Here is a 13047-nt window from a genome sequence, read left to right on the forward strand (position 1 = left end):
TCCCGGGCGGCGCCAGAAATGCGAGGGAGCGGCAGATGTGGGACGTACGCGGAGGGCCTCCGTGTCCGCAGGACACCGCCGGGATACGGGACCGGGTTGCCGCCTTCGTGCGCGAGCGCGTCATGCCCTGCGAACCGGTCCTGGACGCCGGCGGACCGGAAGCCGCGACGCTCATGTCCCGCCTCCAGAAGGAGGCGCGGGAGGCGGGGCTCTGGGCGCTGCCGCTCCCCGTGGAGTTCGGCGGACAAGGGCTGCCCCTCACCTCGTACGCGCAGGTCGCCGAGGTGGAAGGGGCCAGTGAGCACGGTCCCGCGGCCCTCGGCTCGGCGCCGCTCCTCGACGTCCTGATGCTGGCCCGGCACGGCAGCCCGCGGGTGCGCGAACGCTACCCGGCCCGGCTGACCGCCGGTGAACTCCGCACCTGTTACGCGATGACCGAGCCCGACACCCCCGGCACGGACCCGTTCCTCACCGAGACCCGCGCCGAGCCGCAGCGGGACGGCGGATGGCGGGTGAGCGGGCGCAAGTGGTTCACCAGCGGCGCGGGCGACGCCGACCTGGTCACGGTGCTGGCCCGCACCGACGGGCGAGCTCCGGACCGTACCGGCCTCTCTCTGCTGCTGGTCTCCACCGCGGCGCCCGGCTTCCGGGTGGTGCGCCCGCTGCCCGTCCTGGGCGCGGCCGGGCAGTGGGAGATCGCACTGGACGGCGTACGCGTCGACGCGGACCACGTGGTCGGCGAACCCGGCGCGGCCCTGAACGTGGCGGGTGAACGCCTGCAGCTCGGCCGTACCCTGCGCTGCCTGCGCTGGCTCGGACAGGCCCACCGCGCCTTCGAGTTGATGCGCGCACGCGCCGTCACCCGCAGCCGTTCCGGCGGCCCGCTGGGCGACCTCCAACTCGTCCAGCGCCACGTCTTCGAGGCGCTGCTCGCCCTGCGCACCACCCGGCCGCTGGTGTACGAGGCCGTGGCCGAGGTCGCCGCGGGTAACGATGCCCACGTGGAGGTCGGCCTCGCGAAGGTCGCCGCCGCCCGCACCCTGCAACAGATCACCGACGCGGCGATCCAGGTGTACGGAGCGGCGGGCCTCGGCCCGGACACCGCCCTGCCCGCGCTCTACCGCACGGCCCGCGCCGCCCGGATCCTCGACGGCCCGGACGAACTCCACATCACCTCGGTCGCGCGCCGGGTGCTGCGCGCCGAACTGCCGTGAGGGGGAGGGGCGGTGGCCGGATGACGGCGCCCGAGCTCCACTCCGGAGGCTCCTTCCCCAGCCTGACCACGACGGCTTGACAGACGGGGAAACACGCAAGATGCTAACGACGTTAGCTTTTCTAACGCCGTTAGGAGTTCGTGGTGGGGAAGCGGGAAGAGGTGCGTCAACGGACGTTCGCCGAGATCCTGGAGACCGCAGGCCGGATGGCCGAGGCCGAGGGCTGGCAGGCGGTGACCATCCGGCGGATCGCCGCCGAGATCGGCTACAGCGCACCGGTGATCTACCAGCACTTTCCGAGCAAGGAAGCCGTACTGCACACGCTCCTTGAGCGGGGCAACGGCGAGTTGGCGGAGCGGATGCGGGCCGCGGTGGCCGGTGAACCGGCGTCACGGGGCCCGCACTTGGCGGCGGCCGCCTACCTGGAGTTCGCCCGGTCACGGCCCGCTCTGTACCAGCTCGTGTCGGGCGCACCCGGCACGGACGTCGATGCCTCCGCCCGCCGCACCGCCGCCGACCACGTGATCACCTTCACCCGGCAGCTGATCGGCGCCTGGGCGGACGAGACCGCGGCCGGCCTGCCCGACGTCGAGGACGCCGCCGACCTGCTCTGGGGCACGCTGCACGGTCTCGCGAGCATCGGCTCGATCGAGGACGTCGGCTTCGAACGCGCCCGGCGCCTGGCCGACCAGGCGGTGACCGCGCTGCTCGGCTACTGGCTGGCCCCGACCACGAACCCCGAAGACCGTCCGCAGACCACCGAGGGAGAGAAATGATCTACCACCACAACCGCTTCACCTTCAAGACCACCGTCACCGTTGCACAGCGCGAGGAGGCCCTCGCCAGCCTGCGCAACCAGGGCGAGTCGATCGACGCGGTCGAACGGTACGTCGTCGGCAGGGACATCGGCGGCGAGTTCGAGTACGGCGCCGTCTTCCTCATCGAGGACCTCGACGGGTACTGGGAGTACCTGATGGCACCCTCGCACGCCCACACCGACCGGATCGGCCTGCCGCTGCTGGAGTCCTTCGTCTCCTACGACACCACCGACAGCGACGACCCCGAGATAGCCGACAAGATCGCCGACCTGCACGCGCGACGCTACGCGGGCGACCCGGCCCTCACCAAGCTGGTCGCCGACCTCCCCTCGTACACCGGCAGCAGCGCGCCGACGCCCGTCGTCGCCCCCGAATGACACGACGGAGTCGACACCGGCCCGGTAGCGCCGCGCCGCCGGGCCGGTCACGTCAGAAGTTGCCTTCGGCGACCTGAAGCACGGTCAGACCGATGGCCCGCCACGCCTGGACGACCTGGCTGCGGTCGTCGAGCGCGCAGACGACGTCGTACGCGTCCCGCACATGGGCGTCGAAGAGCTCCACCTTGACGATCGAGTCCTTGCGGGAGTCCCCGGCCGGCCGCATGAACGGCCCGGAGTACGGGACGCCGACGTGCTCCGTCAGCCAGGCCTCGGTCGCCTCGCGGCACCCCTCGGTGCGGCCGGAGAGGAACACGATGTGGTGGCCCGCCGCGTGCAGCGCCCTTACGACCTGGACGACCGGCGGGTTCGGCAGGTCCTCGTGCACCCGGGTCTCGTCGAACGGGCTGCGGCCCGTCATCTGGGCGACCGTGCCGTCGATGTCCACCAGAACCGCCTTGGGACTGCCGGGCTTCGGCTCGTACAGCCGGCCCGTCGGCGTGGCGGTCCGGCTCTCCTCGGGCAGCGGCAGTGGGGAGGCCTTTCCCGCCAGGTAGCGCAGGTGGAGGTCGCGGATGGCGTCCTCGCCCACGGAGGACTCGCGGGCCGCGTCCCGCTCCAGGCAGGTGGCGAGCGGGACGTGGGTGAAGTCGTGCACGTGCAGCTCGGCGCCGGCCCGGTCCGCGAGCCTGGCCAGGTCGCGGGCGACGCGCTGCGGCAGGTTGGTGTCGTCGCAGACCACGTCGTACCCGCGGCGCAGCAGATCGAGGATGGCCACGTCGCGGACCGCCATGACGCGCTTCTCCGTCACACCCTTGACGTGCTCGCCGGAGTCGAGCATGGCGCGCAGGTCGTCACGGTTGACGCGGGCCCGGTTGGCGCGGTCCTCGGCGGTCCAGGCGCGCGCCCAAGTGGTCTTGCCGCTGGCGGGCAGGCCACGGGTGAAGTGCAGGGAAGGCATCAGGAGTCGTCCTCGGTGGTGGAGTGGAAGGGGCGCGTGTCGCCCTCGGGCCGCAGGGTGTGCCAGATCCGGTCCGACGGGTCGCGGCCGTCCAGGAGCTGGAACAGCCAGCCGCGCAGCGGTGAACGGCCCGCGAGCGCGGCGTACTCCTTGCGTGTCCAGCCCTCGGGCAGGGCCGCGAGGACGCGCCGGTGCTCGGCATGCGCCTCGGCGAGGATCGCGTCGCGCCGTGCGGTCAGGTCGGCCGCGACCTCCCTGACCCAGCCGTGGAACTCGTCGGGCAGCCCGTCACAGATCCGCGCGACGGTGTCGCCCGCGCCGAGGCGCTCCCAGACCACCCGGGCGTTGAGACCGGTGATGATTCGGTGCAGCGCCACGTAGTCGTCCTGCTTGATCTTGATCATGGTGTCGGCACGGCCGGGGAACCGCAGTACGAAGCCTTCGGCGCCCGGACGCGGTGCGGCGGCCAGGGCATCGGCGAGCGTCGCGAAGCCGAAGGTGTCCACGCGGGGCCCCTCCCACGGCAGGTCGGCCGCGGGTATGGGCGCGCCGGTCGCGAGGTCGACGCCGCCGAGCAGCACGAGGTCGTCGAGGGCGCCGTAGTCGCACACGATCCGGTTCTTCGGGAAGATGATCTCGAAGAGGTAGGTGACGCCGGGCGCGATCGTGGCGGTGGCGGCGTAGCGCTCCTGCCATATCTCCGTCGCGTGCAGGGCCTGGTCGGAGGCGAACGAGCCCCGGGTCGCTATCGCGTGGCCGCCGCCGGGGACCGGGTAGAGGATGCCGAGCGAACCGTCCAGCTTGTCGGTGACGACCACGGGGTCGTCGAGACCGAAGGTGCCCTCGGGGTGTTCCGAGTAGTTGAAGAACTTGGCGTACGGCCGGGCGACGACGTGCCCTTGTCCGTCGACGACGAGCCCGCGACACTGCCGGGTGACCTGGTTCCACTCCCGCTCGAACTGCGCCTTCTCCGTGTAGTTGAGAATGCGCAGCGGCAGCGTGGGGTGGCTCTGCTCGCGGACGAAGCCTTCGTCGAGGCAGCGTGCGAGCAGGGCGGGGTCGAGCAGGTCGCCTATGGGGGCAAGCATCGTCGTCTCTCCTGACGAGCCGAGTGGTCGGAAGCCCCGATCATGCCTGAACGCCCGAGAGCTGCGCCTTTGGTTTTCCGCGCGGATGAGGCGGCCGGCGGGCCTAGACCTCCTCGGCGTCGATCACTCCCGACAGCACCGCGAGGGCGCAGGCCAGGAAGAAGTCGCCCCAGACGAGTTCGTGCCGGACGGCGGTGCCCGAGCCGAGGTCGTAGCACCCGTCGAGGAGCCGCCCGTCCTCCGTGACGTGGTCGCGGACTAGCTGCGCCAGGAGGGCGGTCGCCTGGTCCCGCCGACCGAGCTTCAGCAGCGCGAACGCGGTGAGCGCGGCGGCGGAGGTGTCGCGGGGGCCGTCCGGGTACGTCGCGTCGGCGGGCGGGACGCGGAGGGTGGTAGGCGCCAACACGCCTAGGAGGTCTGCTGGTTCATACGGGCCGCGCCAGTCGTCGTCGGGGCCCGTGAGGTGGTGCACGGCGTCGGCGACGGCCAGGAGGAGCCAGGCCGGCCCACGGGCCCAGCCGGGTGGCGGCTCGTCACGGGGGATCCAACCGGCGTCCGTGTCGTACCGCAGGCACCAGGTGAACGGCTGCTCGGCGAGGCAGAGTTGGAGGTGGCGTCGCAGGTGGGCGGCTGCCACCTCGGGTCTTACGGTGGACAGCAGGGGCACGATGCCCGGCACGCCGTCCACCCGGGCGAGGAGACGCTCACCCCCAAATGCCGATCCCCAAGGGACCAGGCCGAGTTCGGGCTCGTACGAGGCCAGCACGGCGTGGGCCGCGCGGTCGCGCAGCGCCTTAGCCGCGGGGCCGTCGGCGAGCGCGGTGCCGTACCAGAAGATGAGGCCGCGGGTGGCGGTGTCCGCGTCGACCATCGCCGCGAGCCGGCCGGTGCAGCGGGTGGCGGCCTCGCGGTCCGCCGCGTCGCCGGTGACGCGGGCGCGCAACCACAGCAGCCCGGCCCAGAACCCACCCGTCCACGAACCTCGCCGGGAGCTGGTCCACCGGCCGGTTCCCGGCTCCGCGAAGAGCGGGAAGCGGTCGCCGACTTGGGCGTGGGTGAGGGCGGCGCGGTCGAGGAGGGTGGACAGGGCGGCTTCGGCGCGAGCGCGAGTCATCGGCGCCGGGTCGCCGGGCGCGGTCCACGTCGGCGGGTCGTCGTACGTGCTCATTGGCTGCCTGCCGTTCGTGTCGTCGGGTCGACCCACTTGGTCATCGGCTGTCCGCCACGCGTGACGGCGGGGCGTCCTAGGTGCTCATCGGCTGCCCGCCCCCCCCGTGGCGGGGGGCACTCCACGCGTTCACCGGCTGCCGGCCATCCGCGTCGCCCCACGGGTTCGCCGGCCGCTCGCCACTCGCGTCGCCCCACCCCGTACTCACCCGCCCCCCACCACCCGCACCGCGCCCCGTTCGCGTACCGCCCACGTCAGAGCCACCGTGCCGGCCGCCGCGAATTCGCCCGCCACGACCAGCCACCCGGCGCCGTACCTGCCCGACGACGCCAGCACCCCGAACAGCGGGGGGCCGACTGCGAAGCCGGCGAAGAAGCCCGCCGAGACCAGGGCCGAGTCCTGGCCCGCCCGGCCGGGGGCGGCGCGCTGCATGACCAGGACCATGGAGACCGCGTTGGCCGACACCGCGAAGACACCCACGGCGACCGCCGCGAGCCACACCAGCGGATGCGCGTACGTCGACGCGGCGAGCAGCAACGCCGCCGCCACCGCCCCCGCGGAGAGCGCGGCCGGCAGCCGGCGCGCCCGGTCCGGGTCGCCCGCGACCTTCGACCAGCCCACCCGGCCCGCGATCCCCGCCACGCCGAGGACGGCCACGAGGGCCCCGGCCGCCGTGGGCCCCCACCCGAGCCGCTCGGCCCCGTACAGCGACAGGTAGGTGTTGACGGACGCGATCCCGCACCCGAGCAGCAGCGAGAACACCGCGAGCCACGCGATCGTGCCGCGTGGCCGCCACACGGCGGGAGGCGGGGACTTCGGGGCCGGGTCGGCCGGCAGCGTACGCGCCGCCCACACCGCGGCCCCCACCGCCGCGGCCGCCGCCGTCCACACGGCAGCGCGCCAGCCCGCGAGCCCGGCGAGCGCGGTGAGCGGCAACCCGGCCGCGAACGCCCCGAGTTGCACCCCCGACTGCTTCATGCCCGTGACCGCGCCCCGGCGTTCCGCGGGCACGGCGGCCAGGATCGCCTTGTTGGTGGCCGGATTGGCGAGCGCCTGCGGCAACCCGCCGAGCGCCACCGCCGCCAGCAGGAACCCGGCACCGGGCGCCGACCCGATCAGCGCGAGCGCCCCCGCCGCCACCACGAGCAGCGCCACGAGACACCGGCGCGGCCCCACCCGGTCGACCACCCGGCCGCCGAGCGGCGAGAGCACGGCCGCCGCCCCGAAACCGACCGTCGTCGTCAGACCGAGCACCGTCGGCGACACGTCCAAGTCCCTTACGAGACGCGGGCCGAGGGCGCCGAGCAGGAACAGCTGCATCATCGAGAAGGCCATGGCGCCGGTCAGCAACGCGGTCATCGCGCCGTCGGATCGCGGGCCGCCCCCGTCCGCGGCCGTCGGTTCCACGTTCCTCGGCTCGGCCGTCACAGGCACTCCTTCGCTCCCCGGTTCGTCAGGTCGTGAGGTCCTCAGGGCCTGCCCTCAGGTCCTCGACAGGAGTCGGCCCGTACGCGTCACGAGTTCCGGCCGACCGGTGTGAGCTGGACCACGGCTCCGCCCGTCCCGGAGCACCCCCTGAACCCGGCCGGTCACCCGCCGCACTCCCGCGCCCGGCGCACCGCCCCACTGAGCAGATCGACGCGTTGCCCGGCTCCTTCCTTGAGGACGTACAGGGTGCCGTCACCGGGCGACCAGTCGCGGGGGACGAGGAAGACGCGGTCGCCGGAGACGTGGAAGAGACGTAGCCCGGCGTACTCGTACGCGTACTGGCTCCCCTTGTCGGTGACGCGCCGAAAGCAGCTCCCGCCGCCCCGGATCATCAGGTCCCTCTCACTGAAGACGACGACCGCGGGGAACTCGCTGCGAACGGTCCGCTCGGTCAGCTCCGCACGCCCCCGGCCCGCGATGGCCGCGTACGCCGACACGGCCCAGAAGAGCGAGAGCACGCAGATGAACGCCGTGAGCCCCCAGAGCCGCAGGTCCTGGCGTTCCCGGGTGCGGGCGTACGCGCTGAGCGCGAAGCCGCCGATCGCGGTGAGCGGCAACAACAGGTCGAACAGCCAAGGCGCGAGCGGGTACAGCGGTACGAGCGCGACCGGCACCGTCCAGGCGAACCGCAGGACCCGCACGGCGCGGGCAAGCCGTTCCGGCTCGGCCGCCACCCTGCGCAGCAGCCCGAGCGTGCCGAGCGCGACGCCCGCGGCCAGCCAGGCAGGGAGATAGAGCGCGCCGACACTGCGCAACAGATAGTCGCTGGTGGACAGATGGAACACGGTGTCACGCAGCCCCAGCGCCTTGGTCTCGGCATCGGTGCTCGCCCAGCCGAAGTAGAAGAGGACGGCGGTGAGGAGGGTGACCAGGGACCCGACGGCCCCGACGATCTCGACCCAGCCGACTCTGGAGGGGGAGGGCGTTGGTGTCGGGTTGGGGGCGGGGGCTGGGGCGGGAGCCGGCTCTGGGGTCGGGGTCGGGGTCGGGGTCGGTGGTGGTGCGGGGGCAGGGGCGGGCTCCGGGTTCGGATCCGGGCTCGGTCGTGGCTCCGGGGCGGGGACCGGGATCGGGTCCGCACCCGGGGCCGGGCCCGGATCCGGGGGAGAGGGCTCGCTCATCGGGCGAGCACCTTCGGCGGACCGCCGCCCGCTGTACGCATCGACCGTGACGCCAAGGAAGGCATGAGCGCCGTGGTCGGCGAGGGAGCCCCGGCGACCCCGCTCCAGTCGAGGGTGAACGCGGCCCGCTTGGCCACCCTGGCCCCGCTCTTCGTCACCAGCGTCACGTCGAACACCGTCGGGCGTCGCCCGCCGAACCCGTCCGGCCCCGGCAGGTCCACGGCGACCGTCGCGTCCTTGCAGCACCGCGCCTTGTCGTCCGCGTCGCCGAAGGGCCGCAGCACCAAGGGCTGCGACAGTTCCGCCGCGCGCAGTTCCACGGTGTCCGGCTCGTCCGGCCAGGTGCCGTCGAAGCCGGCGGTGGAGCCGGGGGCGAAGCTCGGGGCCGTGGCGGCGAGCTTGATGTCGCAGGCCGCGACGCCCGCCGGCGCGGACCGCAACGCCACCCGCTCACCGGGATGCTGCCCGTAGTAGGCGACGAAACGCCGGAGGACCGCGTAGGCGTCGCCGTCCTTGCACAGGTACGCGGTGTTCGCGGGCCGGTAACCCGCGGCGCGCAGCCGCGCTTCGGCCCGGGTGGCGATGCCCATGCCTGTGGCCTCACCGCGTGCTGCCTTGCAGATCCCGGCGAGTCCCTCGATCACCTTCCAGGACTGCGGGGTCCCGGTGTTGCTGTTCCACTCCCCGGGTGACGTCGCGCTGTGGTACGCCTGCTCGCACTCGCCGCGCTGGAGCAGGTCGTACAGGCTGTCCGGCTCGAACGCCTCGTCGGTGTTGGGTGACTTGGGCCCCCAGGGCAACCAGCCGGGCGGCGTCCCGCCCCCGTGACCGCCGCCCCCGCCGGCGCCTCCGCCCCCGTGTCCGCTGCCGTCCCCGCCGCCCGTCTGCCAGGCCCCGTCCGTCGTCCCGCCGGTCGTGGTGCCCCCGCCAGAGCCGCCGCTGCCACCCGCGGCACCCGTGCTCGTACTCCCCGTGGTACCCGTACTCGCACCCGTATCCGAGCCGCCGCTCAGCGAGCCTCCGTTGCCCCCACTGCCCCCACTGCCCCCGCCACCCCGCGCCCCGCCTTCCGGTGACGCGACTCCCTTTATGCCCAGGAAGAGGCCCACCACAAGAACGAACCCCATGACCGCATAAGCCCATACCGGGACTCGAACGGGCCCCGAACCGAAGCGAATAGCCATGACGGCACCCCCGTTTCGCCTCCTTACATCATGCTGCCGAGGGGCGGCGCCCGGTATCCCTTTGGCCGATGGCGCGGGATTCCCGTGCCGCTGCCGTGCATTCGATCTTTATCGCTCCATCCGCCGACCTGGTGAGAACGAACTGGCCGCCGTGCGAGGTGATCTGCTGTAGCGTTTCCAGGGTGCTCAATTGGGCGGTCTCCACGACCGAGTCGCGAGCGGCGCCGGCGGCCTCTTCGCACATGCGCACGGCGGCGTCCGTGCGGCGCATCAGGGTGTACGTGACGGCGGCCACGAGGGACGCGCTGACCGGGGCGCCGATGACCAGGGTGACGAGCAACCAGGCCGGGCAGCCCGCCTGTTGGACGAGCAGGGCCGTCGCGGGCGAGGTCGCCCCGCAGCCGACGGCCACGAGTCCGGTGTTCAGGGCGCGGCGCTGCGGTACGGGATCCATGGCGGAATTCCGTCCCCGTGCCGATGCCGACGACTGCCTTCCGCCTGCCGGCTGCCTCCTGTTGGTCACCGCGGACTCCCGAATTCCGCCGGACACCCCTGTGTGTCGTGGGCTCATGCACCATTATCCCGGCAGGGGTTGAGCGCCGGTCAATGGCACAAGTTCGTAAGAAGCCTATGTTCCGGCGGCATAGACGGGGGTCGGAATGACCATCGAACTGCAACAGCTGACCTACTTCACGGCCGTGGCCACATCGGGTTCCTATGTATTGGCCGCGGAGCGTCTGCATGTCTCCCAGCCGGCTCTGTGGCGGAAAGTGAAGAGCCTGCAGGGGGAGTTGGGAGTTCCTCTCTTCGAGAGGTCGGGCAACCGTGTGGTGCTGACGTCGGCGGGCACCCTTCTGCTGGCGGAGGCCCAGCGGGTACTCAGTGCGAACGGCAGGCTCTGCGAGATCGCGGCCGACCTGAGCCAGGGCCGTACCGGCCTGGTGCGATTCGGCTGTTTTCCGGTGCACATCAGATACCTCCTGGCGCCCGTCATCGGCGCCTTTCTCGCCGAACACCCCACCATCAGAATGGAGTTCACCGGACTCGCGGACAGCCGGCGGGCCGAGGTCGCGCGGCGGCTCTACGAGGACCTGCGCCTCGGCGCGCTCGACCTGGCCATGGCGCCGGGCCCCAGGAACGACTTCGACGGGTTCAAGGCGTACCGGGCGGACATCGTGGCCGTCCTGCCGGAGCACCACCCGGACCACGGGACCGCCGAGGTCGAACTGGCCGCGCTGCGGGGCTTCCCCCTGCTCGCCGCCCCGCTCGGCTACTTCTCCCGGGTCGAGCTGGAACGGGGCGCGGCCAAATGCGGATTCAGCCCGCACGTCCTGGTCGAGAGTTCGAGTCCCTTGTCGCTCCTGGCCCTGGGGCGCGGCGGCGTGGGCATCCCGATCGTGGCCCGGGACAACATCGACCCGTCCGAAGCGGACCGCGGCAGCGTGCTCGTCGCGTCGGACGGCGCCATTTACACGGACGTGTGGCTGCACTGGAAACCGGACAGCCTTTCCTCCGCCGCGAGGATTTTCGCCGAAATGATCCGTGCCGCATCCCTCGGCAGGGAGAAATCACCGAGCGAGGAGAAGCTCACGGAGGAGGGCAATCAGCAACTCTCGGACGGGGAGAATCAGCAGCTCTCGGACGAGGAGAATTGAGTACGGGCATACACCCTCACCCGGCGAGTTTTCCGGCCGCGGCCTCGTCGAGCAGCCAGGTGACCCGTCCTCCCGCCGCCTCCACCGCTCGCGCCGCACGCGCCACCGGGAGCTTCTCGTCCCCCTCCAGAGCGTCGGCGATCACCTCGGCCTTGCCTGCGCCGGCCGCGATGACGAGGCAGTCCTGAGCGCCCCGCAGCGCGCGCAGGGTCAGCGTGATGCGCTCCCGGGGAGGCTTCGGTGAATCGTGCACCCCGACGACGAGGCGATCCGTCACCTCGACGGCATCCAGCCCGGGGAACAGGGACAACGTATGGCCGTCCTCGCCGACGCCCAGCCACACGTGGTCCAGCCGGGGCAGCCCGTCGGCGTCCTTCGGCAGCCGGGCGAGGGCGGCCTCGTAGCGCGAGGCGGCCTCCTCGGGCGGCAGGGTCCCCTCCGGCACCATCAGCCCGCCCGGCTCGACCGGGACCCGGTCAAGCAGCGCCGCCGCGGCTTGCCCCCAGTTGGAGTCGGGATGACTGACGGGCACACAGCGCTCGTCGCCGACCAGGACGCGCAACCGGGACCAGTCGATGGCGGACCGCCCTTCGGAGGACTGCCCCTCAGAGGATTGCTCGTCGGAGGACCGCTCCTCGGCGAGCAGACGGTATGCGGCCGCCGGAGTGCTGCCGCCCGCGAGGACCCAGGTGGCGCCGCCTGCCCGGTGGACGGTCGCACCGAGGGAGCGGACCGCATGGTCCGCGACCGCGCGTGCGAGTTCGGCGGGGTTCGCGAAGACGCGCATTTCAGCCACTGAATCCTCCTGGCGGGATGGTGTTCAAGGTTTCTTCCGCGCCAGGCTACTGCGGCATTCGTACCCCGTGAACGGGCCAATTCGGCAGCGTCTCTATGCCGCCACGGCATAGGGGTTCATGACGATCGGATTACCGACCAAAACGGATTGCGAAGGCGCAACGATCAATCATCGTACGAGTGAATACGCATTCGCTCATTGACCCGAAGTGACGTGTCGATGTCCGCTTTAGCGGATGCACGCAACGGTCCCGTGTGCCTGGACGTAGGCACACGGGACCGGTCGGAGAAGGCGTTCTTCTAGCGCACGGTGACCTGGAAGACCGGCGACAGGGTGGCGCCGCTCTTCATGCGGAGGTCGTTCTTGCCCTTCAGGCCGAGCTTGACGCGCAGGGAGTACGCGCCGGACTTGTTGACGCTCGTGGAGGCGGGCAGCGTCTTCCACGAACCGCGCTGCTTCTGCTGAAGGCTCACCTTGCTGCCGGCGTTGATGCCCGTCGCCTTGCCGCTGACGCGCAGTTCCTGCCAGGCCTTCACGGTGGTCGCCGACGGCTTGGCGGTCAGCGTGGCCTTCGCCGTCGGGCTGGTCTTCTGCGTGCCGATCGCCTTGCCGGTCTTGACGTCCCAGATCGTGTACGGCACACCGCCGCCCTGCGTCTTGCTGTACAGGCGCTTGCCGTCGGCGCTCAGGTGCACGTAGATGCCGTCGTCGATGGTCTGGCCCGGCTTGATGACCTTGCCGTCGTAGTACGGGTGGCCGTCCTTGACGGTGATGACGACACCGTCGCCGATGTCGATCTTCGTGGTGTGGGCGGCGGCCGCGGCGGGCTGCACGGCGGCGGGGCGTTCGGGGGCGGACGTGCTCGCCAGTGCCGCCGCGGCCGGAGCCAGCAGGGCGGTGCCGGCGATGACGGAGACGGTGGCGGTGCGCAGAGCGCTGCGGCGGTGGGTGTTGGTGCGCATAACGGCGGTGTTCCCCTTCACGATGCGGTGGTGTGCACCCGCCGAAGCGGAATCACTGGTCGAATGGCTCCGCGCGGTGCAGCCCTTTTGCTCTCTGCGGTCCGGTGGGTGCGGAATAAGGGTAAATCGCCGCTCATTACAGACAGTCGTAGATCGTGTAACGGCGCCCCATAGATCACCGCACGGGTGTACGTCGGGACGCGACACGGGATGGA

13 protein-coding genes are annotated in these 13047 nt (G+C 71.9%); 4 read left to right on the forward strand and 9 right to left on the reverse strand.

The genetic code is table 11. The features are described from left to right. The first annotated feature begins 35 nt into the window (after positions 1–35). The 3 genes from ACFYO9_RS29335 to ACFYO9_RS29345 all read left to right on the forward strand — a co-directional run bounded on the left by ACFYO9_RS29335 (position 36) and on the right by ACFYO9_RS29345 (position 2409). Positions 36–1214: an acyl-CoA dehydrogenase family protein gene (locus ACFYO9_RS29335; protein ID WP_358778090.1), complete on the forward strand. Its 1179-nt coding sequence runs from the start codon at positions 36–38 to the stop codon at positions 1212–1214. A gap of 143 nt (positions 1215–1357) precedes the next feature. Next, the gene (locus ACFYO9_RS29340) at positions 1358–1990 is read left to right on the forward strand and encodes a TetR/AcrR family transcriptional regulator (RefSeq protein WP_358778089.1); all 633 of its coding nucleotides are present in this window, start codon (positions 1358–1360) and stop codon (positions 1988–1990) included. Next, the gene (locus ACFYO9_RS29345) at positions 1987–2409 is read left to right on the forward strand and encodes a Dabb family protein (RefSeq protein WP_358778088.1); all 423 of its coding nucleotides are present in this window, start codon (positions 1987–1989) and stop codon (positions 2407–2409) included. Before ACFYO9_RS29340 ends, ACFYO9_RS29345 begins: the two co-directional genes overlap by 4 nt. Before the next feature lie 52 nt (positions 2410–2461). On the opposite strand, the gene ACFYO9_RS29350 is transcribed toward ACFYO9_RS29345, so the two are convergent. The 7 genes from ACFYO9_RS29350 to ACFYO9_RS29380 form a co-directional block, all read right to left on the reverse strand. Then, positions 2462–3370, reverse strand: a complete 909-nt coding sequence (locus ACFYO9_RS29350; protein ID WP_358778087.1) for an AAA family ATPase — start codon at positions 3368–3370, stop codon at positions 2462–2464. Then, complete coding sequence (locus ACFYO9_RS29355; protein ID WP_358778086.1) at positions 3370–4458, reverse strand: RNA ligase; 1089 nt, start codon at positions 4456–4458, stop codon at positions 3370–3372. Before ACFYO9_RS29355 ends, ACFYO9_RS29350 begins: the two co-directional genes overlap by 1 nt. Before the next feature lie 103 nt (positions 4459–4561). Beyond that, entirely contained in the window at positions 4562–5626 is a 1065-nt protein-coding gene (locus tag ACFYO9_RS29360; RefSeq protein ID WP_358778085.1) for a sugar ABC transporter permease, read from the reverse strand. A gap of 204 nt (positions 5627–5830) precedes the next feature. Further along, complete coding sequence (locus tag ACFYO9_RS29365; protein ID WP_388666718.1) at positions 5831–6985, reverse strand: MFS transporter; 1155 nt, start codon at positions 6983–6985, stop codon at positions 5831–5833. 230 nt (positions 6986–7215) lie between these two features. Beyond that, positions 7216–8235: a hypothetical protein gene (locus tag ACFYO9_RS29370; protein WP_355809217.1), complete on the reverse strand. Its 1020-nt coding sequence runs from the start codon at positions 8233–8235 to the stop codon at positions 7216–7218. Further along, positions 8232–9035, reverse strand: a complete 804-nt coding sequence (locus ACFYO9_RS29375; protein ID WP_355809215.1) for a hypothetical protein — start codon at positions 9033–9035, stop codon at positions 8232–8234. Before ACFYO9_RS29375 ends, ACFYO9_RS29370 begins: the two co-directional genes overlap by 4 nt. Before the next feature lie 412 nt (positions 9036–9447). Next, complete coding sequence (locus ACFYO9_RS29380; RefSeq protein WP_355809212.1) at positions 9448–9873, reverse strand: hypothetical protein; 426 nt, start codon at positions 9871–9873, stop codon at positions 9448–9450. Positions 9874–10078: 205 nt separating this feature from the next. On the opposite strand from ACFYO9_RS29380, the gene ACFYO9_RS29385 reads away from it, so the two are divergent. Beyond that, entirely contained in the window at positions 10079–11074 is a 996-nt protein-coding gene (locus ACFYO9_RS29385) for a LysR family transcriptional regulator (RefSeq protein WP_358778083.1), read from the forward strand. 16 nt (positions 11075–11090) lie between these two features. Here ACFYO9_RS29385 and pgl read toward each other — a convergent pair whose 3' ends face one another. Continuing rightward, on the reverse strand, positions 11091–11861 hold the full coding sequence (gene pgl, locus ACFYO9_RS29390; protein WP_358778139.1) for a 6-phosphogluconolactonase: 771 nt from the start codon (positions 11859–11861) through the stop codon (positions 11091–11093). 308 nt (positions 11862–12169) lie between these two features. Further along, the gene (locus ACFYO9_RS29395; RefSeq protein WP_358778082.1) at positions 12170–12832 is read right to left on the reverse strand and encodes a hypothetical protein; all 663 of its coding nucleotides are present in this window, start codon (positions 12830–12832) and stop codon (positions 12170–12172) included. Positions 12833–13047 lie beyond the last annotated feature (215 nt).

This window comes from Streptomyces sp. NPDC005863 (assembly GCF_042871345.1).
Lineage (GTDB): Bacteria > Actinomycetota > Actinomycetes > Streptomycetales > Streptomycetaceae > Streptomyces.